Below are 25,426 nucleotides of genomic sequence, written 5' to 3'. Positions count from 1 at the left end.
AAGAACTATGCCAAAACGTCAAGATCTCAACTCAATTCTCGTCATTGGTTCTGGCCCCATCGTCATTGGTCAGGCTGCCGAATTCGATTACTCCGGCACCCAGGCTCTGCGAGTTCTCAAGGAAGAAGGCGTTCGCGTCATTCTGGTTAACTCCAACCCGGCTACCATCATGACTGACCCCGAGTTTGCTGATGCGACCTACATCGAGCCGATTACTACCGAAGTCATCGAAAAGATTATCGCTAAGGAAAAGCCGGACGCGATTCTCCCCACCCTGGGCGGCCAGACCGCCCTCAATGCTGCCATTGCTCTCGACGAACAGGGCGTACTAGAGAAGTACAGTGTCGAACTCATTGGCGCTAACATCGAGGCAATTAACCTCGGCGAAGATCGTGAAGCCTTCAAGGGCGTTGTCGAACGTGCCGGCGGCGAGTCTGCTAAGTCAGTTATCGTTCACACCATGGATGAAGCCCTAGAAGCTGCCAAGATCCTGGGCTACCCCATGGTGGTGCGCCCGTCCTTCACCATGGGTGGCCTGGGCTCAGGTATGGCCTACAACGAGGAAGACCTCCACCGCATCGCCGGTGCCGGTATTCAGTACAGCCCCACTAGCGAGGTTCTGCTCGAAGAATCTATTCTGGGCTGGAAAGAATACGAACTCGAAATGATGCGAGATAAGAACGACAACGTGGTGGTAGTTTGCTCCATCGAAAACTTTGATCCCGTTGGTGTGCACACCGGTGACTCCATCACCGTTGCCCCGGCACTCACCCTCACGGACCGCGAGTACCAGAAACTACGAGACATTTCGATCAACGTAATCCGCGAAGTTGGTGTCGACACCGGTGGCTGTAACATTCAGTTCGCCGTTGATTCGGCCACCGGGCGCATTATCGTCATTGAGATGAACCCCCGCGTCTCCCGTTCGTCAGCGCTGGCGTCCAAGGCAACAGGCTTCCCCATTGCAAAGATTGCCACCAAGCTTTCCCTGGGCTACACCCTGGACGAAATCCCCAACGATATCACCCAGAAAACCCCGGCGTCCTTTGAACCGACCCTAGACTACGTGGTAGTCAAGGTGCCCCGTTTCGCTTTTGAGAAGTTCCCGGCAGCTGACCCCACCCTGACCACCACCATGAAGTCAGTGGGGGAGGCTATGGCTCTAGGCCGCAACTTTACCGAGGCACTGCAGAAGGCCATGCGTTCACTCGAGCAGAAGGGTGGAGCCTTCTCCTACGCCAACCCCGAGCTGCCGGCAGGGGAGCTGGCAGAACTCATTGAGAAGTCTAAGACCGCCACCACAGAGCGTATCCACCAGGTACAGCGGGCACTTCTCGCAGGAGCTACCGTTGAGCAGATGTTTGAGACAACCAAGATTGACCCCTGGTTCCTCGACCAACTGGTACTGCTCAACGAGGTAGCCGGCGAAATTGCTGCTTCTAAAAACCTCAATGAGGAGTCCCTACGCCTGGCGAAACGACACGGTTTCTCTGACGCCCAGATTGGCGAGATTCTCAACATAGACGAGGCTGTGGTCCGCGGTATTCGTCACGCACTGGATATTCGCCCCGTCTTCAAGACCGTAGATACCTGTGCAGCCGAGTTTGAGGCATTTACCCCCTACCACTATTCCTCCTATGACATGGAGGACGAGGTCGCACACCACGAGAAGCCCTCCATCATGATTCTGGGTTCTGGGCCCAACCGTATCGGTCAGGGTATCGAGTTCGACTACTCCTGTGTGCACGCTTCGATGGTGCTGCGCGAAGCCGGTTACGAGACCGTTATGGTCAACTGTAACCCTGAGACAGTTTCAACCGACTACGATATCTCAACCCGCCTCTACTTTGAGCCTCTCACCCTGGAAGATGTACTTGAAGTTGTTGAAGCGGAACGCCGCACCGGTGGGCTGATGGGCGTCTTTGTGCAGCTCGGTGGACAGACCCCGCTGAAGCTCGCGCAGGAACTCAAGGCAGCCGGAATTCCGATTCTAGGCACCTCACCCGAGGCTATTGACCTCGCCGAAGACCGCGGTGAATTTTCGCGAGTCCTGGAAAATGCCGGTCTTATCTCACCTAAAAACGGCACCGCCTCGACCTTTGAGAACGCCAAGCGAATCGCTGATGACATCGGCTACCCGGTTCTGGTGCGCCCCTCTTACGTTTTGGGCGGTCGCGGTATGGAGATTGTTTACAGCGAAGAACAGCTGGCTCGCTACCTAGAAAATGCGACTGAAGTTTCTCCCTCCCAGCCGGCTCTCATTGATAAGTTCCTTGAAGATGCCGTTGAAATTGACGTTGACGCTCTCTATGACGGCACCGAGCTTTACCTCGGCGGTGTCATGGAACATATTGAAGAAGCTGGCATTCACTCGGGCGACTCTGCCTGCACCCTGCCACCTATCACCCTCAGCCCTGACATCATTGCCAAGGTTGCAGATGCCACCGAACGCATTGCAGCCGGCGTAGGTGTTCGCGGTCTGATCAACATTCAGTTTGCGGTAGCTTCAGATATTCTCTATGTCATCGAAGCCAACCCCCGCGCATCACGCACCGTTCCGTTCGTCTCCAAGGCAACCGGCGTCCAGATGGCTAAAGCAGCCGCCCTCATCGGCACGGGTCAGACCATCAGCCAGCTTAAAGAAGAGGGCTACCTGCCCACGTCGATGGACGGAGCCAGCCTTCCGGCAGATACAGCAATCGCTGTCAAAGAAGCTGTTCTACCCTTTAGCCGTTTCCGTACTCCGGAAGGGGTTGTGGTCGATTCACTGCTTGGCCCCGAGATGCGCTCAACCGGTGAAGTCATGGGTCTCGACCCCCATTTCGATACCGCTTTTGCTAAGGCTGAAGCATCCGTGGGCTCCTTCTTGCCCACCGAAGGCAAGGTCTTTGTCTCGGTTGCTAACCGCGACAAACGCAACAGCATTATCTACGTGAAGATGCTCCAGCAGCTGGGCTTTGACATTGTTTCAACCGGTGGAACCGCTGAGGTTCTGCGTCGCAACGGAGTAAAGGCTCAGGTCGTTTCAAAGATTGCTGAAACAGCTGAGGGGGAGCGCTCCATTGTTGACATGGTCCGCGATGGTGAAATCAACCTCATCCTCAACACTCCCTCGGGAGGTCAAGCACGAGGCGATGGCTACGAAATCCGCGCAGCTGCAACCTCGGTGGGCTGCCCCATCATGACCACGGTCTCAGAGTTTGGTGCTGCTGTTCAGGCTATTAACGCCTTGCGTGAATACAGCTGGGGAGTGATGAGCCTCCAGGAACACGGGGCATCAATCCGTGAAGCGATTTCCCAGCGTGAGAGTGCATAAGCGCATGAGCAATGTGCTTCCTTTCGGGGATCGACTTTCACGCGCAATGGCAGAGAAGGGGCCTTTGTGCGTGGGAGTTGACCCCCACCCAGGGCTCCTGGCTCAGTGGGGACTTGAAGATACAGCTGCCTCCTTGGAGCGTTTCGCCTTCACCGTTCTGGACGCCTGCGGTGACGTTTCGGCGGCTCTAAAACCCCAGGTAGCTCTCTTTGAACGTCACGGCTCAGCTGGTCTTGCGGTGCTAGAGAAGTTTCAGGCTGAAGCTGCTCAGCGGGATGTCTTGGTGGTGGCAGATGCTAAACGCGGAGATATTGGGTCAACCATGGCTGCCTACGCGGATGCTTGGCTGGGTAAAGCGTCCCCTTTGGCGACCGATTCAGTAACCCTAAGCCCCTATCTGGGGTTTGAATCTCTTCGACCGGCCCTTGACCTCGCTTCAAAGAACCAGCGAGGTACCTTTGTGCTAGCTCTTACTTCTAACCCAGAAGGAAAGAGTGTACAGCACATTGGGGGGTCTGAAAAGTCTGTGGCCGGCTCAATTATTCAAGCAGCTCAGCGTGAGAATGAATCTTCTACCTGGCAGAATATGGGCTCCTGTGGTTTGGTGATTGGGGCTACGGTGGGTCATGCCTTGGCTGAGCTCAACATTGATCTTTCAACCTTCAATGGGCCGATCCTTTCACCCGGATATGGAGCTCAGGGAGCTACAGCCGACGATCTTTACAGGGTATTTGAAGGCATCGAGCGCCAGGTACTGGTTAACTCTAGCCGCGGTGTTCTTAGCGCAGGGCCTCATCGTTCTGGTTTGAGGGATGCCGCTCAGCGTTCTGCTGAGGAGCTGAACTCGGCTTCACGATAGGGCTAGATGATAAAAGATGGCGGGGGGAGGGAGCTTCCCCGCCATTTTTATATTAATTACATTACCCACGGGTAACTTACTTTGAAAAAACCACCTGACGTGCTAATTTATAAATGTTGGATCGCAAATAGCTTTCATTTGATTTCCCCCTGGGTAATACCTATAAGAAAAAGCTATTCCACACTCGTATATTCCATGTTCGCACCGTGAACACCTCGCACATAAGGAAGGCAATCATGCCCCTCAAACCCCTCACCGAAGAACAGCGCGCCGCAGCCCGTGAAAAGGCCAAGAAAGCCCGTGTTACCCGCGCTGAAATCAAAGAGGCTGTCAAGAATAAGCAAATTACCATCTCAGAGGTGCTTAAGCGCGCTGAAACTGATGAAGCTGTCGCTAGACTGAAGGTAACCGATCTTCTCACTTCCCTACCGGGTGTTGGTGAAGTTCGAACCGAAAATATTCTGAAAGACCTGAATATTGCTGCGTCTCGCCGCCTGCGTGGTCTTGGCATCCACCAGCGTCGAGCACTCATCAATCTTCTTGACCGTTAAGGGCTTGATACCGTGGCAGAAACTCACCAGACACCCAAACTCACCGTCTTGGCCGGTCCCACAGCTGTAGGCAAGGGGACCGTGTCTACCTACATTCGTGAGAATTACCCGGACGTATGGTTTTCGGTTTCTGCCACAACTCGTGACCCCAGGCCAGGCGAAGAAGACGGAGTCCACTACTACTTTGTCTCTGATGATGAATTTGACTCAATGGTCGAAAATCGTCAGATGCTGGAGTGGGCAACCGTGCATAACTCTTACAAGTACGGAACCATCCGCTCCATGGTTGAACGCCAGCTCAAAGCGGGTAAGAACGTACTTCTTGAAATTGATCTGCAGGGCGCACGCCAGGTGCGTAACGCTATGCCTGAAGCTCAGCTGATCTTCTTGGCGCCCCCTAGCTGGGATGAATTGGTGTCCCGCCTAATCGGTAGAGGCACTGAATCTGCCAGGGAACAGCAGATGCGGCTTGAAACAGCAAAAATTGAGCTGGACGCTGAGCCCGAGTTTGACCATACGGTCATTAATGATTCGGTACCAGAAGCTGCTGAAGCAATTATCAAGCTCATGGGCGTAGAGCGTTAAATAGTAGGCGCGGGCGGCACTAGGGGAACATCACCTCTGGGCCGCCCGCGTTTTACGTGACAAAAAATCGGTTCGCCGATAGTATTAGTAAAGTTTTTTGCCACCGGATTGCGGTGGCGCAGTCCAGTAAAGATGGAGTCTTACGTGGCTAACGCACACAACGATCAAGGTATCATCAACCCCAGCGCAGACGCTCTGATTAAGAAGGCTGAGTCTAAGTATGGTCTGGTGATTTTCGGTGCTCGCCGTGCCCGTCAGATCAACGCTTACTACTCACAGCTGCACGAGAACCTCTACGATCACGTAGGGCCCCTTGTTGATTCAGAGCCCAACGAGAAGTCACTATCTGTGGCCATGCGTGAAATTAATGAAGATCTGGTTGAAGCTCGCCACGTTACCGATGGCAAGTTTGATGAAAACGGCACCCTCATTCACGATGACGAACCCAGCGCTTTCCTGGGTGCAGATTTCTACATCGACGAGCCCTTCGTGGAATACGTCGACGCTGAAGACGCCGAACAGGCATAGTTTCTAAAGACAATGCGCGTCATTATCGGCATTGGCGGGGGCATCGCTGCTTATAAAGCAGCGATGCTCCTGCGTCTTTTTTCCAAAGATGGCCACGAAGTAGTAGCTATCCCTACCGAAGCTGCTCTTAAATTCATTGGCCAGCCCACTCTTGAGGCTCTTAGTGGCAACCCTGTGTCGGTTGATGTTTTTGACCGGGTGCCCGAGGTCAATCACGTACGCCAGGCAGAGAAAGCTGATGCTGTGGTCATTGCGCCGGCAACGGCTGATTTAATGGCACGCTTAGCTAGCGGTCGCGCTGACGACCTACTCTCGGCAACCGTCCTGACAACCTACGCTCCGGTGATTCTGGCGCCGGCGATGCATACCCAAATGTGGGAGCATCCGGCTACTCGCGCCAATGTTGAGACTCTGCGTGGGTTTGGCTATCACATTATTGAACCCGCCGTTGGGCGCCTGACAGGGCCTGATTCCGGTATTGGCCGCTTGCCTGAGCCCGACGATATTTTCGCGCAGGCACAGGCGATTTTGGGCTGGGATACCGAAGAAGCGGCCCCGGCTGATTTGCCCTTGGCCAGACGCCGCGTGGTGATTACTGCTGGTGGGACGCGTGAGGCTTTGGACCCGGTCCGTTTTTTGGGGAACCGTTCCTCCGGTAAGCAGGGCTTTGCCCTGGCCAGCGTAGCGCAGCAGCTAGGAGCCAGCGTGCACCTCATCGCGGCGCATGTGGAAGTTGAGCTACCGACAGGTCTTGATACCGTGACCCGCGTGTCTAGCGCCAGAGAGCTACGAGAGGCTACTTTGGCAGCTGCCCAGGGGGCTGATCTGGTGATTATGGCTGCTGCTGTGGCTGACTTCCGCCCTGCTGAGTACGCCGACTTCAAGATAAAGAAGACGGATGACCCGGGGCAGGACCCCGTCATACAGCTGGTGCGTAACCCGGATATTCTGCGAGAGCTCGTTGAGCGCCGGTCAGCTAATAGAGAGGCAGGCCCACAGCTTATCGTTGGCTTTGCAGCTGAAACCGGTGATGATAGCGCTAGTCCCTTAGATTACGGACGTGCAAAGTTAACCCGCAAGGGTTGCGACTACCTAGCGGTTAATACCGTGAGCGCTACCCAGGGGTTTGGGGCTGAGGACAATACTCTAATCATCCTTTCCGCCAACGGAGCTGAGCCTTTGGTGACCCAGGGAACCAAGTATGAAGTTTCTGAAGACCTTCTGCGTCATGTAGCGCAACACCTCAACAATTAATCATCTTTACCTCCAGTTAGACCAAGAGAAGTACAGTAGAACCGTGACTGAAAATAACCATCTTCGCCTTTTTACCAGTGAGTCTGTGACCGAAGGTCACCCTGACAAAATCTGTGATCAGATTTCTGATGCCATCCTCGACGCTCTGCTTGAGACCGACCCCCGCTCTAACGTAGCCGTTGAAACCCTGGTCACTACCGGGCAGGTACACGTTGCCGGTGAGGTAACCACCAACGGATACGTCGATATCCCCAGTATCGTCCGTAAAACCATCCTGGACATTGGCTACAACTCGTCAACCCACGGTTTCGACGGCGAATTCTGCGGTGTTTCCGTTTCGATCGGCGAACAGTCCGGTGATATCAACGCAGGCGTCTACAACTCTCTCGAAGAACGCCAGGGCACAGCGGTCGATGAGCTGGATAAGCAGGGTGCCGGCGACCAGGGAATCATGTTCGGGTACGCAACCAACGAGACCAAGGCTTTGATGCCTGCCCCTATCTTCGTGGCGCACCGTCTTGCTGAGCAGCTCACCAAGGTACGTAAGGACGGCACCCTGCCCAACCTGCGCCCCGACGGCAAAACTCAGGTCACCATGGGGTACAACGAAGATTTCACCCCCGTCACCATTGATACCGTGGTGGTTTCAACCCAGCACACTGCCGATTACGATCTGGACCAGCTGGCTGCTGACGTCCGCGAACATGTAATTGAGCCCGTCCTCGCTGACTTCGATTTTGATGCCAGCGATGCCAAGCTCATCATCAACCCCGCTGGCCGCTTTGTTCAGGGCGGCCCCGTGGGCGACGCCGGTCTGACCGGCCGCAAGATTATCGTTGATACCTATGGCGGTATGTCCCGCCACGGTGGAGGTGCTTTCTCAGGTAAGGACCCCTCAAAGGTAGACCGTTCAGCTGCTTACGCTATGCGCTGGGTCGCCAAGAACATCGTGGCTGCCGGTCTAGCTGACCGTGCAGAGGTTCAGGTTGCCTACGCTATCGGTCAGGCTGCTCCCGTAGGTATCTATGTTGAGACCTTTGGGACCGAAAAGGTTGATGTCTATAAGATTGAGGCGGCAATTCGCGAGGTCTTCGACCTGCGCCCGCTAGCCATTATTCGCGATCTTGAGCTGCGCCGTCCTATCTACAAGAAGACTGCGGCTAACGGTCACTTCGGCCGTGAGGGCGCTGACTTCACCTGGGAGCGCACCAACCGTGTAGCCGAGCTGAAAGCCGCTGTTGGCCTATAGTAAACTGGTCACATGACCAGCTTTAACACCGAACCCCTGCAAACAGACCTGTTGCAGGGGTTCGGTGTTTCTTTGCCCTCTCAGGCAGGTTCTACCGAGGCTGAAGATAGCGCTGTTAGCCTGCCCGTTGCGCGGGTGCATATCGATACCCATGTGCCCCATCTTGACCGGCTCTTTGACTACTCTGTGCCTGCCGCGCTGGATACCGAGGCTCAGCCGGGGGTGCGGGTGAGGGTCAAATTTGGTGGCCGGGAGGTGACCGGCTGGCTTCGCGAGCGCGTAGCACGGTCCGATTCCCCAACCAGGCTTGTTCCCCTGCATAAGATTGTTTCTCCCTTGCCCGTGGTGGATGCTGAAATCTTTGAGCTGGCCGATGCTCTTGCTGATCGTTATGCGGGCCTTGTGCCCGACGTCCTGCGGCTAGCTGTACCGCCCAGGGTTGCAAGTGTTGAGCAGCAGTACCTCGTACCTGCGTCGTCTGTCAGCTCACCGGAGGGTGAGGACGCAGAGGGAAAGCCAGAGCCAAACCAGCTAGCAGAAGCAGTTACCGAGGAAGTCCGGGAGGCAGAACCGGAGCCTCTTCAGGCACCGGATATTTCAGTCTTTGAAGACTATGCTCAGGGCACAGAATTTTGTGATGATGTTGCTGCTGGAGCCGCGGCCCGCGCCGTCATGAGCGTGCTGCCTTCACACCCGGAACACGGTTGGGAGGATCTAATGGCTGTGAGCCTTGTGCACGCGGCGGCTAACGGCAGGGGAGCGCTGGGCGTTGTCCCTGATCTCAAAAGTCTAGAGCGGCTTGAAGCAGCGCTTGCCCAGCTTGCCATTCCTGAGCATTACGCCCGGCTGACAGCCGGTGACTCGCCTACCCCGCGCTATGAAAGTTTTTTGCGAGCCAAGCAGGGGCTTGCAGAGATCGTTATTGGCACGCGGTCAGCAGCCTACGCCCCTGTAAAGAATCTAGGTTTTGTTGCCTGTTGGGATGATGGGGACTCATCACTGATTGAACAACGCGCGCCCTACTGCCATGCCCGTGACGTCCTTCTTCTGCGTGCTACGCTGACGGATTCTGCGGCTCTTTTCATGGGCTATGCAGTCAGCAGCGAGGCAGCACGACTCGTGCGCAGCCGCTGGGCTACCCTGCTGTCAGCTGATCGAGCGGTCGTCCGCTCCTTCACTCCGCGGGTTCTACCAACAGGCGATGACTACCAGCTGGCTAGGGACCCCCTCGCTGCTATAGCTCGTATACCCCATCAGGCTTTTGCAGTCGCCCAGGACGCTTTGAAGCAGGGGCCGGTGCTTGTCCAGGTAGCGCGAGCGGGCTACATACCGAGCCTCAGCTGCCAGCGCTGCCACATGCCGGCGCGGTGTAGCGACTGCCGCGGCCCTCTTTCGCTGGCTCATGGTCAAGGGCTGCCACAGTGTGGGTGGTGTGGTCGCATAGCTCAAAACTGGGCCTGTACTGACTGTGGCGAACGCAGATGGCGCTCTGGTGCGGTGGGAGCCCTTCGAACTGCCGAGGAACTGGGCCGTGCTTTCCCTGATGTGCCGGTCATCAGCTCCAGTGGTGAGAACATTAGACCCTCTATTGGCCCTGAACCTGCTTTGGTGATTGCTACCCCGGGTGGAGAGCCGGTTGCTGAGGGAGGCTATTCAGCCGCTCTGCTGCTGGATGCTGATCGAATGATGCAGGCTGATTCTCTCCGCGCTCCTGAAACTGCCTTGCGACGCTGGTTTAACGCTGCAGCCCTGGTGCGGTCTTTTGCTGTTGGTGGCCGCGTCGTGACAACTGCTAGCCCTTCACCCGTACTTGAGGCGTTGGTGAGGTGGGACCCGATGGGCTATGCCCTGTGGGAGATTGATGAACGGCACGATATTGGTTTGCCACCGGCAGTCCGTACGGCGGCTATTACCGGTAGCGAGAAGGGGGTCGAGACCTTCCTCGCCTCTCTCGCAATCCCTGAGGACGTTCGGGTCAGCGGGCCGGTGCCCCTACAGGAGGATGGGGATTACTTTGAGCCGGATATAGACGGTGAAGTTTACCGGGCTATTCTCTTCTTTACTTATGCCCGCGGGCACGAGTTCACCCGTCACCTGAGGGCTGTCAAGGCCTCCCTCTCAGCCCTCAAGAAAAGCGAACCGGTGCAGGTGCGCTGCGATGGTCTAGATATTCTCTAAAGCTCGCTGACAAGGTCAAGGAGCTTGAGAGCTGAGGCGTGCCAGCTATACCGGGCAGCATCAGCTAACCCACCCTCAACCCGAAGTTTTACCTCCTGTGGGTCTTCAAGGTCTCGCACTGCCCATGCAAATTCACTGGGGGAGTTAGCGTCAGCGAAGAGCGCTGAGGGGGCGATTTCTCTAAAGATAGGGATATCGCTGAGCACCACGGGGCACCCTGCTGACTGTGCCTCAACCACCGGCAGACCGTACCCTTCATCTTTCGAAGCGGTCAGCAGGGCAGCGGCTGAGCTCAGCAGGGCTGAATAAGTTTCTTCATCTACTCCGTTGTGAAACACAATATTGGGCCCGGCTTTTTGCTCTAGCTCGCGCCGTCGAGCCGGAGAAATCCGGGAGAGCAGGTGCAGGGTGTAATCCGGCAGGGATTCCATAGCCGCTATCAGTGTCTCTACGTTTTTATAGGGCATAAAAGAGCCCATGTAGATTAGATCTTTGCTGCGCAAAGGGAGTTGGCTTAGCGCTTGGTCTTGACTGTTGACCGTTCCCTGGGGGGCGTTAGGTACCACGTGAAGGGGCTTGTTCGTTAGGCTGTGCTGCCTCATCAGCCCCGCGGTAGTTTCAGACACCGTCACCACGGCATCAGCCCGGTTGAGCAAAAAACGCTGCGGAGCGTAGGTGGTGTGAAAGACTCGCCAGCCCGCGCGGACGGGAGCAGGGAGGAAACCCGGCGGATCGGGGTGGGCGTAGTAAATCAGATCGTGGAGGGTGAGTACCAGCTTGAACTTCCGCCCCCAGCCCCCCAGCCCCAGAGTCTGCATGGGGGAGAAGACCACATCTGGCCGGTAACGGTTAATCTGAAGAGCAGCCGTGGGTTCCAGGGGAGAAGTAGGTGAGCAAATCTTTACGTGAGGAAGTTCTGGAAGCATCTCTAGCTGCCGCTCATCACTAATCACCATAGCCAGCTGCAGATCGCCAGATACTGCGGGGTGACCGGCGTCCTGCAGCTCTTTGAGACCTGTTAGCAGGGACGCCGTGTAGCGGCTAATACCGTCATGTACGCCGATGCGGGTGTAGCGGGCGTCGATCATCAGTTTCATCGGGTGGCCTCCTGATGGAAATCAGCAATGAGAGCAGCAGCGCGGAGAGGAGTTTCGTAGTGGATGAGGTGCCCGACCTCCGGAATGACGTCACAACGGCCCCGCTGAAGAGCGGCAAACATGGACCGCTGGCCCTCCATGCTGCCCAAATCATCTTCCTCCGCCACAATCATCTGCACCGGTGCGGTGATTACGGGAGTGAATTCAGCAGCAGTTGATGAGATGGAAGCCCGGTAGGCTTGAAGCACAGCATCGCGGGAAGAGAAAGCACCAAAGTAAGCTGCATGCTGACCGTTGATGAAATTCCTCAGTTCTGCATTGCTATTCTTCATCATAAACTCGCTACTGAGCCTGGTGATGATGTGAGATTTCAGCAGACTGAACCCAAGAGGACCAGGCAGTAGCGCACCCGCTGCGTAGTACATCTCAGCTAGTCGGCTCATCAGTTTCTGGTCGCCGTCCAGGGCAGGTTCACAGATCGGGTTAATGAGTGTCAGTCTCTGAACGAGGTCCGGCCGGGTAGCCGTAAGGTAGGAGCTAACAATCGACCCGAAAGAGTGACCCACCAGGTGAATGGGCTCTTGAACAGTAAACTCTAGAAATTCTGCCAACCAGGCAGCATAGGTGCTCACGTTATGCTCTGCAGCCGGTATGGGTTCAGACCTGCCGAAACCCGGCAGATCGGGGATAAGCACGCGATAGTCCAGCAGCCCCTGAGCCAGGAGTTCTAGACCGTGGTGGTCCCCTCTAAAACCGTGAACCAAGACAAGGGTTTCACCGCTTCTATCCCCGTATTCCCACCACCGGGTGAGCGAACCGTTCATCGTGGCTTCGTGGAGCTTGCCGTGGGAAGTGACGGTAGGGTCTAACTCAAAAACACTGGCAGGGGGCATCGATACTCTAGCTTTCTCACTCACCCCTTTACTCTACCGCCGCGGCAGCGACCCCGCTGCCCACTGCCGCTCAACAGCGTCCAAAAAACTGGGTGGTCAGGCGAAAAATGGGCGAAACCGATAGACTGTACCCAAAGGTTTTGACACCGGCGCCTTTCGTGCGCCCAAAACTCAAAACTCAACCTACTCGTACAGACAGGAAGTCAAGTGACTGCTGAGGTAGAAACTACCGAACAGAACGAAAATACCTGGGATTTTCGCGCGATGGAGACCAAGTGGCAGCCCTACTGGGAAGATACCAAGGTCTTTGAACCCACCAACGAAGAGGGCAAAGAAACCCGCTATGTAGCGGATATGTTCCCCTACCCCTCAGGCGACCTTCACATGGGCCACGCCGAGGCTTTCGCTATTGGAGATGTCACTGCCCGTTACTGGAAGCAGAAGGGCTACGACGTTCTGCACCCCATCGGTTGGGATTCATTTGGTCTACCCGCAGAGAACGCGGCTATCAAAAACAACACCCACCCCAAAGAGTGGACCTACAAGAACATCGAGACTCAGGCGGGTTCTTTCAAGCGCTACGGCATTATGGCTGACTGGTCACGCCGCCTGCACACCTCAGACCCCGAGTACTACCGCTGGACCCAGTGGCTCTTCCAGCAGTTCTACAAGAAGGGCCTGGCCTACCGTAAGTATTCCCAGGTTAACTGGTGCCCCAAGGACCAGACCGTTCTGGCCAACGAACAGGTCGTCAACGGTGAGTGCGAGCGCTGCCATACCCAGGTCACCAAGAAATCCCTGAACCAGTGGTACTTCAAGATCACTGACTACGCCCAGGAACTGCTGGACGATATGAAGGACCTGGAGGGTCACTGGCCCGAGCGTGTGCTGGCTATGCAGCGCAACTGGATTGGTCGCTCCGAGGGTGCCGAGGTCAGCTTTGCAGTTGAGGCTACCAAGGGCAAGGAAGCATCTACCGTTGATGTTTTCACCACCCGCCCGGACACTCTCTTTGGCGCTACCTTCTTCATCGTGGCAGCAGACGCTGACCTGGCTATCGAATTGGTCACCGATGAGCAGCGCGAGGCTCTGGAGAACTACCGCGAGAGCATCAAGGTACTCTCTGACATCGACCGCCAGGCATCAGACCGCGAGAAGACCGGTGTCTTCTTGGGCCGCTACGCTATCAACCCGCTGACCGGCGATAAGCTGCCCATTTGGGCGTCCGACTACGCCCTGGCTGACTACGGCACCGGCGCCCTGATGGCTGTGCCCGCTCACGATCAGCGAGACCTTGACTTCGCTCGTAAGTTCGATATCCCCGTCATCACCGTGGTCGAAACCGGTGAAGAAGACCCAGCTGAAAGCGGAGTGGCGACAGCTGGCGACGGCAACCACATCAACTCTGGCCCCCTGAACGGGCTGAACCGTGCAGAGGCTACCAGCAAGGTCATCGAGCTGCTGGAAGACCAGGGTGCAGGCAAGGGTAAGGTTAACTTCCGCCTGCGTGACTGGTTGCTCTCCCGCCAGCGTTTCTGGGGCTGCCCCATTCCCGTCATTCACTGTGAAGAGCACGGCGAAGTTCTGGTTCCTGAAGATCAGCTACCCGTTCGTCTGCCGGATAACCTCTCCGGTGAAGACCTAGCGCCCAAGGGTCAGTCACCCCTGGCAGCAGCCGAGGACTGGAACAACGTACCTTGCCCTGAATGTGGCAAGCCTGCCAAGCGCGATTCAGACACCATGGACACCTTCGTGGATTCCTCCTGGTACTTCATGCGCTATGTTTCCCCAAACTTTGATGCCGGTGTCTTTGACCCCGAGCAGATGAAGAAGTGGAACCAGGTTGATATGTATGTGGGCGGTGTTGAACACGCAATTCTGCACCTGCTCTACGCCCGTTTCTTCACCAAGGTTATCCGTGACCTTGGTCTGATTGAACATTCAGAGCCCTTTAAGGCCCTCATGAACCAGGGTCAGGTGCTCAACCAGGGCAAGGCCATGTCTAAGTCACTGGGTAACGGCGTTGACCTGGGTGAACAGCTCGATAAGTTCGGCGTGGACGCCGTGCGCACCGTCATGGTCTTTGCCTCGCCCCCCGAGGACGATGTGGACTGGGCAGACGTTTCACCGGCAGGTTCACAAAAGTTCCTGGCCCGTGCTTGGCGTGTTGCCAACGACGTCACCAGCACCCCCGGCGTCGATGGTGCAGAGGGCGATAAAGACCTACACAAGCTAGTGCACCGCACCATGTTTGAGGCAGCCAAGCTGGCTGAAACCGGCAAATTCAATGTGCTGGTTGCAAAGACCATGGAGCTGGTCAATGCCACCCGTAAGACCATTGACTCCGGTGCTGGTGCTGGGGATCCCGCCGTTCGCGAAGCCGCTGAAGCTATCGCGATTCTGCTCTCCCTTTACGCGCCCTACACCGCTGAGGACGCCTGGCACCTGCTGGGGCATGAGACCCCCGTGCTCACCGCCGGCTGGCCCGAGGTTGACGAGACCCAGCTGGTAGACGATACCGTCACCGCTATCGTCCAGATCAAGGGCAAGGTTAAGGATCGCCTCGAAGTTGCTCAGGACATCTCTGAAGCTGATCTAGAGAAGCTAGCTTTGGAATCCGAGGCAGTTCAGCGTTCCATTGGGGACGATGAGATTCGCAAGGTCATTGTTCGAGCACCCAAACTGGTGAACATCGTCATCTAGGGTTTTCCTGAGCTGAGGGGCAGCCAAGGTCATAACGATCTTGGCTGCCCCTTCTATCTGCCCGGGAGGCGGTAGAGTGGAACGGTGCGTTCTATAGCTATCGTGACTGACTCTTCGGCGGCCCTGCCCGCCGATTTCTTGGCCGAAGCCACAGCCTCTGGTGGCTTGGCCCAGGTTGATTTACCTGTTTCCATTGCCGGGAAGCCGTTGGAGGGGCTGAACTCCGCCGAGATAGATGCTGCTATCTTCACCGCCCACGTTCAAGGGGAACAGGTCACCACGTCAGGCGCTTCACCGGGGGAACTTCTAGAAGTTTACGAAGGGCTTGCTAGCCAAGGGTTCACGGGCATCATTTCTATTCATCTCTCGGGAGCGCTCTCAGGCACCTGTGACGCGGCGCGAGTTGCCGCTGATATGGTTCAGCTACCGGTGGCGGTTATCGATTCTGAAAATCTAGCCATGGCACTTGGCCAGGTCGTTATGGACCTCTACCGTTTCACCGAGAATACCGATGATGTAGAGGCTGCCGTAGAGGTAGCAGAAGACCTGTGCGCCGCTGTAAAACTGTTCTTCTTTATACCGACGCTGGACGCCCTCAAACGGGGCGGTCGCGTTGCACCTGCCCTGGCAGTGGTGGCCCAGATGTTTCAGATACGGCCAGTTGCCACGGTGCTTGATGGGAAGCTGATCTACCTGGAACGGCCGCGTACCACGCCAAAAGCTATTGAACGGCTCACCGAACTTACCCAAGACTTCAGTGCTGAACAGGCCAAGGGCTCTCATCGTTTTCCCGCCGGGGTTCCAGCACCTACCGGCCGGGTCGTCGCCGTCCACTACTGCGGTAATCTCCTGCAAGCCCAGGAATTTCAACGAGCTCTGGGTGAGCCTGCTGAAAACGCGGAGCTACTGCCTCTTCCGCCAGTGCTCTCTGCTCATTCAGGCTTGGGTGCTCTGGCAGCTGTGGTGTATTAGTTCAAAGATCGGTGAAACAGCCTGTGGATAGGATGCAACCGGCCGGTTAAAGATTCGTCTCAGGTTCACCGAGGTGGGTGGGAACCGATGCAAAATACTGGCGGTTAAGCGGGCTGTTCGTATCCACAGGTCTTCGTTTTAGAGCTAAGCTCTCAGACCCGCGCTTATCCTGAGGGCATGAAACATGGCAGGCGAGAAGACGGCCCAGACTGGGGCTCACATGATGATGTCGCTGAGAGTGCAGAGCCACAGGAATCCTTAGGTGACCTAGAGACAGAGCGTCTTCTAACGAGCCGCCGTTACGGTTCCCAGCGGGCAAGGGCACACACTTCATCGGGTTTACGCAGCCGCACTCTTCTCAAGGAAACTCTAGAAGCAAGCCCTCACCATTCTCTTTCATCAGATCAGCACCTTGTACGGTGGAAAATTCCTAGCGGGCTCATTGCCACCGTGGCGGTCTTACTCACCCTGTTGACGCTCTGGACCACGGTCAAGGGGGCGCTTCCCGGCGAAACTGAAACGGTGTCACTCGCGCTTCCTTCTTCAACCGGCTCTACCTCTGCTTCTTCCCCTTCTCAACACCATGCCGGCTTAGCGACGCAGGAGTCTCTAAGCCCTGCCCCTCAAGAGTCTCTGACGGTCCATGTGGACGGTGCTGTTGCTGCTCCGGGTGTTTATACTCTTCCACCCGATAGCCGCGTGAACGATGCAGTTCAGGCGGCCGGCGGCGCCCTTCCCGAAGCCGAGACAGGAGCAGTAAACCTGGCAGATAAGCTCTCTGACGGGGTGAAAATCTACCTCCCAACTCCCGGCGAAGCCCCACTTCAGAATGAAACAGGGCTTACCGACGGTGGAGCAGCGACCGGGCAGGCCCCTTCCGCCGGTGCTAACGCTCTGGTCAACATCAATACCGCGACCGCAGAAGAGTTACAAACCCTTCCAAAAGTCGGGCCGGTGTTAGCTTCGAGCATTATTAGCTGGCGCGAAGAGCACGGTGGGTTTAAAAGCATCGAAGAGCTGGACCAGGTATCGGGAATCGGGCCGGCAACTATGGAAAATCTCAGAGATTTGGTCACTCTATGAGGATTACATGGGGGCAGGAGCGCTTCAAGCAATACTGGCTCTCCGATAGAGACCGGCAGCTTCATCTCAGAGAATTACCTCGCCTACTAGACGCACGATTGCTGGCCCCAGCCACCTGTGTCTGGGTCTTTACCCTCGTGTGGATTCTGAGTGGCACTAGGGCAGCGCTTGTAGGTCTAGTCTTCATAGCCGCAGCTACAGCCCTCCTAACCCTGGCCAAAAACGCGGGGCCGGTTTCGTGGCGGTTGAGACTACAACCGCTGTTAGGTGTCCTGATGCTCTGCTTGCTCTTTACCTGCGTCCAGGCTGCTCTCATTACCGCTCGTGGCTATCAGGAGCGCTGGGACTTCCTGGGCGCGGCCAATGGCCAGGGTGTTCGATTCTCCGGTTTCGTTCTCGAATCCTCTCCCAGTGCTTATAGCGGTTCGTTGACAAAGGTGAGAATAGGGGAGCTTGAACACCGAGGGCAGATTCTTGGACAGCCTCTAACCCTGAGTATTTTTACCGATAGCCGCTTTGAACCCGGCAGAGAGGTGACGGGGGTGGGCACCTTCAGCGTTGATGGTAGCTACTACCGTGTTAAGGGAGGGCTCTACTCCCAAAGTTCTGATGTATCACCGCCAGCCGTTTACGGTCACAAGACCGTGGTCAGGGAACGGGCTGTCCAGGAGGTAGGAGGGGACGCTGCCGGGTTGCTTCTCGGGATGGCTTACGGTGATGACTCATCCCTCAGCGCTGAGGCTGTTAACAAGATGCGGGTATCGGGGCTCACTCACCTGACCGCAGTGTCTGGGGCTAATATCTCCCTGGTTTTTGTGGTCTCTTACCGTCTTGCGCAAAAATTTCGTATTAGTCGCTACGCCCTGGTTTTTGTTGGCCTGATCTCAGCTGCCCTTTACGTCTGCTTGGTGGGGTTTGACGGTTCAGTGCTCAGAGCCTGGGTCATGGGTATCTTGGGCGGCTTAGGTATGGTTCTTGGGCACGGTGCTCACCGCGTGACAGCGCTGTGCACCTGTCTTATAGTTCTGCTTTTGCTCTCTCCAGAACTAGCCAGTAACTATGGTTTCGCTCTCTCTGCCATCGCTACTGCCTCCCTACTCTTCCTGGCACCAGCCCTACGGAGGCTAGTCACAAAATTTTTGCCTGGAATCCTGGCAGACGTCATTGCCATTCCTCTCTCAGCAGCGCTCTGGTGCGCCCCGGTAATTCTCTTGCTGTCTGATGCTGTCTACCCCTATACCGTGCTAGCTAATGTACTGGTAGCTCCGATGGTTGCCCCCATAACCTTTATGGGCCTCCTTCTCCTTATCGGTGCTGCCCTGGGCCCCTGGGCTAGCTTCCTCGTGTCTTTTCTCTTCTGGGCTGGTGAGCTACTAGCGGGCAGTGTGCATACAGTGGCCTCTTGGGTTACCCACCTGCCTGCAAGCTCCGTAGCTCTGCCAGCTAGCCCACAAACAGTGGCGGTCAGCGCTAACCTGGTTGCCCTCATCTCGGCGGTCATCATGGTCGCAGATAGCAGACTCAACAAACCGCCACCAGTTCGTCAGCCAATCCTGTCAAAACAGGGGAGCAGAAAGTGAAAGCTACATCGCCCAAAGACCGCCGCAGACTCATCTTTTCGGTCTGCCTTTTACTCTGTGTCCTTACACTGAGCCTATTCACCCAGAAGACGAGTGCCGCCCCGGCGCCGGACGGTTGGCAGTGGATTACCTGCGATGTAGGGCAAGGGGACGCCCACCTGGTGCGCACCGGGGAGCACCAGGCTTCCCTCATTGATACAGGAGATAGCTACAGCGATTTAGATGCCTGCCTAGAGTGGGCACAGGTTGAGAGGCTAGACGCTGTGTTCATCACCCACCAGCACAACGACCACTATGGAGCTCTGGACGAGCTGGCGGAAAGATACCCCATAGGCCACCTTTTCACCTCAGCACATTTTGACCCTGCTCACGCGCCTCCGGACATTGACCTGACACAGTTAGCCAGCTCAGATGAATACACCCCAGAACTTTCCTTAGGTACGGATGTTCAGGTCCGAGTGCTGTGGCCGCCGGATGACCTCAGCAGGATACCGGGGGAGCAGGGCAGCAATGCTTTGGTAAATAACACTTCGTTGGTGCTGCACATTAACGTTGGCGGGGAACAACCGCTGACGGTTTTAACTACGGGTGATCTTGAAGAGGCAGCCGCTGGTAGGCTGCTCGCGAGTCCAAAGAATCTAGAAGCTAGCGTCTTGAAAGTAGCCCACCACGGATCGCGGGGAAGTGGAACTGAGCTCATCAGTGCAACAAGCTCTGCTCTGGCACTCATCAGCGCAGGGCGGGGCAACGACTACGGCCACCCTCATCAAGATATCACTAACTACCTAGAGCAGCACGGGGTTTCCGTCGCCAGGACTGACCAAAGTGGCAGTATCGCGCTTGAACTACGCAATCACGAAATTGCGGTAACCCGAGAGAGGAAATAAACCCACTGCAGAGAATGAAAAAGTCTGCCAGAATAGGAGGGCACCTAAGGAGGCATATGGCACGCGCATCACGAGCAAATACCGGTCAAGTGAACGGCTGGAGAAGAGTAGATTTAGCACCGTTGGTCCTACTCTACGGATCGGATGATTACTTTGCTCAGCGGGCTAAGGAACGTCTACGACAGCTGTATCAGGAACGTGAGGGTAGCTACGAACTAGCCACCTTGTCCGCTAAGGATTACAGGAGCGGACAGCTCACCGTCATTACCAGCCCCTCCCTTTTTGACGAACCTAAAATCATTGAGATTGAAAATGTAGCCCAGATGAGTGACGACTTTCTCATCGATGCTCTCGACTACGCTCAGAACCCTTCTTCAACGGCTGTCGTGGTGCTGAGCCACAGCGGCGGTAACCGCGGTAAGAAATTAATTGATACCGTGCGGGCTTCCCGCACCTTCCCCCTGGTGGAATGCAAGCCGCTCAAAACCGAAAAAGATAAGACAGACTTTGTGCTCTATGAGTTTAGAGCACTGGGCAAAAAGATTACCCCCGGCGCTGCGCAGGCTCTAGCACAAGCAACCTCTGATACAGCGGAACTAGCTTCAGCCTGCCGGCAGTTGCATGCTGATGGCCCAGATACCATCGATATCTCAGTTGTTGACCGTTACTACGGTGGACGCACTGAAGTGACCGCCTTCAAGGTGAGCGATGCTTCGGTAGCGGGTAATAGCAGAGAAGCTGTTAAGCTGCTTCGTCAGGCTCTGGATACCGGTAGTGACCCTATCCCTATGTTGGGCGCACTAGCTTTGCGTATGCGCAATATTGCTAAAGTTCACGGCATGCGAGGGAGTGCTCAGCAGCTAGCCAGTGATTTCAAAATGGCGCCCTGGCAGGTCGAAGTAGCCCTGCGGGATTCACGACGTTACTCGGCTGGGGATATCGCGGCTATTATGCAGGTTTTGGCTGACACTGACGCTGCACTCAAGGGGGAGAACCTTGACGCTCTCTATCCCCTCGAAAAAGCGGTGCTTACTGTTTCCCGTGCCTCCCAGCATCATTAGAAAAAATTACCTTAAAATTAAAGCACGTTGCCCCGCTGACCAATGAATGGTCAGCGGGGCAACGTGTCACTTCGCTAAATAGACAGCCAGCTAGAGGGGCTGGCAGAGAAAAATTAGGAAAGCTTGTTTACGCGAGCTGCGAGGCCTGACTTCTTGTTTGCAGCGTTCTTCTTGTGAAGAACACCCTTTGAAACAGCCTTGTCAAGCTTGCGGCTTGCAGTGCGCAGAGCATCGGTTGCTGCTGCTACGTCCTGCGCCTCAACTGCCTCGTTGACGCGGCGTAGGCTGGTCTTGAGGTCGGACTTGATTGCGTTGTTACGCAGACGAGCCTTTTCGTTGGTGAGGATGCGCTTCTTCTGAGACTTAATGTTAGCCACGGTGTAAAAACTTTCTGTTTTTGTCTAATTGGTCGGTGAGGGCTTCGCTGTCCGATCATCGACTGAGCGGCGTGGGGATGCCTATGGCAATCGAACAGCAGTGCCCGATGACCATCGGACACACAAGGATTAACTCTAACAGGCTTACCCGCATCTTGGGCAGAGATGCGGGCAACATTTAGAGCTCTGGTTTACCGCTGACGGTAAGCGTTGGCGACGAGGTCGAAGGTTTCACGGGGCATGATGGCGCCCTCGCGGCGAATTCCATCAGCATTCAGGCGGATGACGCGGTCCAGCTTCACTTCTGAAGAGCGCCCTTCTTTGTCCCAGACTCCGCTACCGATATCTACGTAGTTGGAAGCCTTGTTCACCGCATTGTTGTGGTCTTTGCTGGTCAACATGAGAGCCAAGAGGTAGTCTCCCTCACGACCAACAATCACAACCGGGCGATCTTTACCCTGCTGGTAATCTTCTTCAAAGGGGACCCAGGCCCAAACCACTTCACCGGGGTCAGCTTTGCCATCCTGCACAGGTGTGTAGTCAAAAGATAGGCTGCCAAAGTAGTCCCCTGGGTAACCCCCAGCCTCCCAGCTACCGGAGACGGAGCCAGATGCAGTGACAGTGGTTGCATAGGGGTTAGACCGTGAATAAGGATTTGCCGGGGGAGCGGTGCGGGGTTGCTGCTGGCCGCCAAAATTACCAAAGTTGCCACCCTGCTCTTCTTTGGGTGGGGCGTAACCGGCTGGTTGGTTGGTGGAACGTGACTGCTGCCTGGCTGTTTCACGCGCCTTCTTGTTCTGGTATTTGTTCCATTCGCGGTAGACCCTTTGCCCAATATTGAGGGCCTGTTGGATGGTTCTCATGTTGATCTTCATACCTATAAGAATAGGCGAATAGGGCGCGCAAGAACCTGAAAACTCTCTGAGTCCTTCGTGGCTGCCTCGGCAAGTGTTGAAAGTGCAAAGTCACCCTAGATGTGGGAAACTAGTTAACTGACCTATACCAACTCTCTGCGCGCCGGTGTCCGCCCCAGATGCGCGCAACCGTGTTGCAACCAGCCGTGAAAGGAACCACAGCTTGTCACCTCTGGCAACTAACCCGCCCAAACCTGCGGCCACCAACCCAGAAATTATCCGTAATTTCTGCATTATCGCGCACATTGACCACGGTAAGTCCACCCTGGCTGACCGCATGCTTCAGGCAACGGGGGTTGTGACACCGCGCGAGATGAAGGCGCAGTATCTGGATCGTATGGATATTGAGCGGGAGCGCGGTATTACCATCAAGTCCCAGGCAGTACGTATGCCCTGGGAGGTAGACGGGGTTAACTACGCCCTCAATATGATTGATACTCCGGGTCACGTGGACTTCACCTACGAGGTCTCTCGTTCTCTGGCAGCCTGCGAAGGTGCTTTGCTGCTGGTGGACGCCGCCCAGGGAATCGAAGCTCAGACCCTGGCTAACCTCTACCTGGCCATGGAAAATGATCTCGCTATCATTCCTGTTCTCAACAAGATTGACCTACCGGCTGCTCAGCCTGAAAAGTATGCTGAAGAACTTGCCAACCTTATTGGGGTTGAGCCTGATGAGGTTCTGCGGGTTTCAGGCAAGACCGGTGAAGGCGTTGAGGAGCTTCTCAACCGCATCGTTGAGCTGCTGCCTGCACCCCAGGGAGAACCTGAGGCACCTGCCCGTTCCATGATTTTTGACTCTGTCTACGATTCTTACCGCGGCGTGGTGACCTATGTGCGTGTCGTGGACGGTAAGCTCAGCCCCCGCCAAAAAATTAAGATGATGTCGACCGGCGCCGAACACGAGCTGTTGGAGATTGGCGTTATTTCACCCGAGCCCAAACCTACCGATGGTTTGGCGGTGGGTGAGGTGGGCTACCTCATCACCGGTGTGAAGGATGTCCGCCTGTCCCGCGTGGGTGATACTGTCACCTCGGCACAGAAGTCAGCTACAGAGGAGCTGGGTGGCTATGAGGACCCCAAGCCCATGGTCTTCTCCGGCCTCTTCCCCATTGATGGTTCTGATTACCCTGCTCTTCGAGACGCCCTGGATAAGCTCCAGCTTAATGATGCTGCGCTGGTATATGAGCCCGAGACATCAGCGGCCTTGGGCTTTGGCTTCCGCTGTGGCTTCCTGGGTCTTCTCCACCTTGAAATTGTGCGCGAGCGCCTGGAACGAGAGTTTAACCTGGACCTCATTTCAACTGCTCCCAACGTTATTTATGACGTGGTGGCTGAGGACGGGACCTCGCAGCGGGTGACCAACCCCAGTGAGTTCCCCGAGGGTAAGGTTGCCACCATCAGGGAACCCATGGTTGCCTGCACCATCATCGCTCCCAACGAATTTGTGGGTGCCATTATGGAGCTTTGCCAGTCACGTCGCGGCACCATGGGCGGCATGGACTACCTGTCTCAGGACCGTGTTGAGCTTCGCTACCGTCTGCCCCTGGCCGAGATTGTGTTCGACTTTTTCGATCAGCTCAAGTCTAAGACTCGCGGCTATGCCTCACTGGACTGGAAGTTTGACGGCGAAGAGGAAGCTGACCTGGTCAAGGTAGATATTCTTCTGCAGGGTGAGAAGGTCGATGCTTTTAGTGCTATCACCCACCGCGATAAGGCTTACTCCTACGGCATGATGATGACCGGTAAGCTGCGTGAGCTGATCCCTCGTCAGCAGTTCGAGGTACCCATCCAGGCAGCGATTGGTTCTCGTATTATTGCCCGCGAGAATATCCGCGCTATGCGTAAGGACGTGCTTTCTAAGTGTTACGGTGGCGATATTTCGCGTAAGCGTAAGTTGCTGGAGAAGCAGAAGGAAGGCAAGAAGCGTATGAAGATGGTGGGCCGTGTGGAGGTTCCGCAGGAAGCCTTCATCGCTGCGTTATCCTCCGGTGAAGAGTCGAAGGATAAAGGGAAAAAATAATGCCGGCTCAGCCTTTAGGCGCTCCGGCCCCCTTGGACGGCAGGATCCCCGCGGATTCTGCCGTTCGATGTAACGAGCGCGATTTCAGCCTCTATGTCCACGTACCCTTCTGCTCGGTGCGCTGCGGCTACTGTGATTTCAATACCTACGCTAACGATGATTTTGGCAACGGCGTCGGTCTCGGCTCTTATGCTCAGGACGCTGTGGCGGAGCTTGAGTTCGCGCAGCGGGTTCTGCGGGAGTCAGGGGTGCCAGACCGCCCCCTCTATTCGGTTTTCTTTGGGGGTGGCACGCCTACCAAACTTCCGGCAGCTGACCTAGTCACCATTCTGCGGTCAGCCGTTGAATTATTCGGATTGCAGGATGGCGCAGAGGTTACCACTGAAGCCAACCCTGACTCAGTGACCAGAGATGACCTCTTCGAGCTCAAAGCTGGTGGTTTTACCCGCGTTTCTTTTGGTATGCAGTCTGTTGTTCCCTCGGTTCTGAAGGTTCTTGACCGTACCCATGCACCCGCCAACGTGCCCAAAGTGGTGCAGTGGGCGAAAGAAGCTGGTCTGCAGGTGTCAGTTGACCTCATTTACGGAACTCCTGGGGAGACCCTTGAGCAGTGGCGAGAATCTGCGCAAGCCGCGGTGAGCTATCGACCGGATCATATATCTGCCTACTCACTCATCGTTGAGGAAGGCACCAAACTTGCTGCCCAGATTCGCCGCGGTGACTACCTGATGCCTAACGATGATCTCATGGCAGATATGTATCTGGCCTCCGAAGAGATCTTTAGCGCTGGTGGCTACCGCTGGTATGAAGTATCCAATTATTCGACGGCCGAAGCTACCCGCAGTCGGCATAACTACGCCTACTGGCGCAATCAGGATTGGTGGGGCATTGGTCCAGGTGCTCACTCACACATCAACGGCACGCGTTGGTGGAACCTGAAGCACCCGGTTCCCTATGCCCACAAGGTGAGGGAGGGTCTCAGTCCGGCAGCTGCACGAGAGGTTCTGGCCGCTGGCACTCGCCAGTTCGAAGACATCATGCTGCAGGTTCGCGTGATTGATGGGCTAGATATCAGCAAACTTGAAGGTAGCCGATCTACTCAAGACATTGAGAGCTCCCTGGACTGGCTTCAAGCGCAAGGGCTGATTGAGCCACAAGCTAGAGCAGAGGGTAGGGTGCGACTGACGCTCCAGGGAAGGTTACTGGGAGATGCGGTAACCCGCGAACTCTTACCAGACCTATAAATCTGGCTAGACCCCTTACTCGGTCTTTTAAAAAGCGATGCCCGGCACTGGTTCAGTGCCCGGCAGCGCTTTTGT

The 25,426-nt window shown here is 55.9% G+C and carries 20 protein-coding genes; 16 read left to right on the top strand and 4 right to left on the bottom strand.

The annotated features are described in order from the left end of the window. Nucleotides 1-7: 7 nt before the first annotated feature. The 8 genes from carB (at nucleotide 8) to L6990_RS08215 (ending at nucleotide 10,520) form a co-directional block, all read left to right on the top strand. The gene (carB, locus tag L6990_RS08250) at nucleotides 8-3,316 is read left to right on the top strand and encodes a carbamoyl-phosphate synthase large subunit (protein WP_237203644.1); all 3,309 of its coding nucleotides are present in this window, start codon (nucleotides 8-10) and stop codon (nucleotides 3,314-3,316) included. Between the two features lie 4 nt (nucleotides 3,317-3,320). Further along, entirely contained in the window at nucleotides 3,321-4,175 is an 855-nt protein-coding gene (pyrF, locus tag L6990_RS08245; protein ID WP_237203643.1) for an orotidine-5'-phosphate decarboxylase, read from the top strand. A 236-nt stretch (nucleotides 4,176-4,411) separates the two neighbouring features. Further along, nucleotides 4,412-4,726 (top strand): integration host factor, actinobacterial type, encoded by a 315-nt coding sequence (gene mihF / locus L6990_RS08240; RefSeq protein ID WP_237203642.1) that lies wholly within the window; start codon nucleotides 4,412-4,414, stop codon nucleotides 4,724-4,726. A 12-nt stretch (nucleotides 4,727-4,738) separates the two neighbouring features. Next, entirely contained in the window at nucleotides 4,739-5,311 is a 573-nt protein-coding gene (gene gmk / locus L6990_RS08235) for a guanylate kinase (RefSeq protein WP_272879278.1), read from the top strand. A 144-nt stretch (nucleotides 5,312-5,455) separates the two neighbouring features. Beyond that, a complete protein-coding gene (gene rpoZ, locus L6990_RS08230) occupies nucleotides 5,456-5,839 on the top strand; it encodes a DNA-directed RNA polymerase subunit omega (protein ID WP_440480491.1) in 384 nt (127 codons plus the stop codon). Nucleotides 5,840-5,851: 12 nt separating this feature from the next. Then, nucleotides 5,852-7,093, top strand: coding sequence for a bifunctional phosphopantothenoylcysteine decarboxylase/phosphopantothenate--cysteine ligase CoaBC (coaBC, locus tag L6990_RS08225; RefSeq protein WP_237203639.1), 1,242 nt, complete (start codon nucleotides 5,852-5,854; stop codon nucleotides 7,091-7,093). A gap of 43 nt (nucleotides 7,094-7,136) precedes the next feature. Beyond that, on the top strand, nucleotides 7,137-8,342 hold the full coding sequence (gene metK / locus L6990_RS08220) for a methionine adenosyltransferase (protein ID WP_237203638.1): 1,206 nt from the start codon (nucleotides 7,137-7,139) through the stop codon (nucleotides 8,340-8,342). Nucleotides 8,343-8,354: 12 nt separating this feature from the next. Further along, nucleotides 8,355-10,520, top strand: a complete 2,166-nt coding sequence (locus L6990_RS08215) for a primosomal protein N' (protein WP_237203637.1) — start codon at nucleotides 8,355-8,357, stop codon at nucleotides 10,518-10,520. Here the strand turns inward: L6990_RS08215 and L6990_RS08210 are convergent. Beyond that, a complete protein-coding gene (locus L6990_RS08210; RefSeq protein ID WP_237203636.1) occupies nucleotides 10,517-11,617 on the bottom strand; it encodes a glycosyltransferase in 1,101 nt (366 codons plus the stop codon). The two genes, L6990_RS08215 and L6990_RS08210, sit on opposite strands and share 4 nt — an antisense overlap. Then, a complete protein-coding gene (locus L6990_RS08205) occupies nucleotides 11,614-12,534 on the bottom strand; it encodes an alpha/beta fold hydrolase (protein WP_237203635.1) in 921 nt (306 codons plus the stop codon). The genes L6990_RS08210 and L6990_RS08205 overlap by 4 nt, the downstream gene beginning before the upstream one ends. A gap of 240 nt (nucleotides 12,535-12,774) precedes the next feature. Here L6990_RS08205 and leuS point away from each other — a divergent pair, with 240 nt between their 5' ends. The 6 genes from leuS to holA all read left to right on the top strand — a co-directional run bounded on the left by leuS (nucleotide 12,775) and on the right by holA (nucleotide 20,796). Continuing rightward, nucleotides 12,775-15,213 carry a leucine--tRNA ligase gene (leuS, locus tag L6990_RS08200; RefSeq protein WP_440480496.1) on the top strand — a complete coding sequence of 813 codons (2,439 nt, stop codon included), beginning with the start codon at nucleotides 12,775-12,777 and terminating at the stop codon, nucleotides 15,211-15,213. Nucleotides 15,214-15,297: 84 nt separating this feature from the next. Further along, nucleotides 15,298-16,185, top strand: coding sequence for a DegV family protein (locus L6990_RS08195; RefSeq protein WP_237203632.1), 888 nt, complete (start codon nucleotides 15,298-15,300; stop codon nucleotides 16,183-16,185). Between the two features lie 177 nt (nucleotides 16,186-16,362). Beyond that, nucleotides 16,363-17,268 carry a helix-hairpin-helix domain-containing protein gene (locus L6990_RS08190; RefSeq protein WP_237203631.1) on the top strand — a complete coding sequence of 302 codons (906 nt, stop codon included), beginning with the start codon at nucleotides 16,363-16,365 and terminating at the stop codon, nucleotides 17,266-17,268. 275 nt (nucleotides 17,269-17,543) lie between these two features. Further along, nucleotides 17,544-18,848, top strand: coding sequence for a ComEC/Rec2 family competence protein (locus L6990_RS08185; RefSeq protein ID WP_237203630.1), 1,305 nt, complete (start codon nucleotides 17,544-17,546; stop codon nucleotides 18,846-18,848). After that, nucleotides 18,845-19,735, top strand: coding sequence for a ComEC/Rec2 family competence protein (locus L6990_RS08180; RefSeq protein WP_237203629.1), 891 nt, complete (start codon nucleotides 18,845-18,847; stop codon nucleotides 19,733-19,735). The genes L6990_RS08185 and L6990_RS08180 overlap by 4 nt, the downstream gene beginning before the upstream one ends. A gap of 56 nt (nucleotides 19,736-19,791) precedes the next feature. Continuing rightward, entirely contained in the window at nucleotides 19,792-20,796 is a 1,005-nt protein-coding gene (gene holA, locus L6990_RS08175; protein WP_237203628.1) for a DNA polymerase III subunit delta, read from the top strand. A 113-nt stretch (nucleotides 20,797-20,909) separates the two neighbouring features. Here the strand turns inward: holA and rpsT are convergent, their stop codons facing one another. Together rpsT and L6990_RS08165 are read right to left on the bottom strand one after the other, a co-directional pair. Next, a complete protein-coding gene (gene rpsT / locus L6990_RS08170) occupies nucleotides 20,910-21,173 on the bottom strand; it encodes a 30S ribosomal protein S20 (RefSeq protein WP_237203627.1) in 264 nt (87 codons plus the stop codon). Between the two features lie 191 nt (nucleotides 21,174-21,364). After that, the gene (locus L6990_RS08165; protein WP_237203626.1) at nucleotides 21,365-22,048 is read right to left on the bottom strand and encodes a type II toxin-antitoxin system PemK/MazF family toxin; all 684 of its coding nucleotides are present in this window, start codon (nucleotides 22,046-22,048) and stop codon (nucleotides 21,365-21,367) included. A 202-nt stretch (nucleotides 22,049-22,250) separates the two neighbouring features. Here L6990_RS08165 and lepA point away from each other — a divergent pair, with 202 nt between their 5' ends. Both lepA and hemW read left to right on the top strand, forming a co-directional pair. Further along, the gene (gene lepA / locus L6990_RS08160; RefSeq protein WP_237203625.1) at nucleotides 22,251-24,107 is read left to right on the top strand and encodes a translation elongation factor 4; all 1,857 of its coding nucleotides are present in this window, start codon (nucleotides 22,251-22,253) and stop codon (nucleotides 24,105-24,107) included. Further along, entirely contained in the window at nucleotides 24,107-25,351 is a 1,245-nt protein-coding gene (hemW, locus tag L6990_RS08155; RefSeq protein WP_237203624.1) for a radical SAM family heme chaperone HemW, read from the top strand. The genes lepA and hemW overlap by 1 nt, the downstream gene beginning before the upstream one ends. Nucleotides 25,352-25,426 lie beyond the last annotated feature (75 nt).

Source organism: Rothia endophytica, assembly GCF_928381505.1.
Taxonomy (GTDB): domain Bacteria; phylum Actinomycetota; class Actinomycetes; order Actinomycetales; family Micrococcaceae; genus Rothia; species Rothia endophytica_A.
The sequence above is the reverse complement of the archived record's forward strand: the minus strand, read 5'-3'. Positions and strand labels throughout refer to the sequence as shown.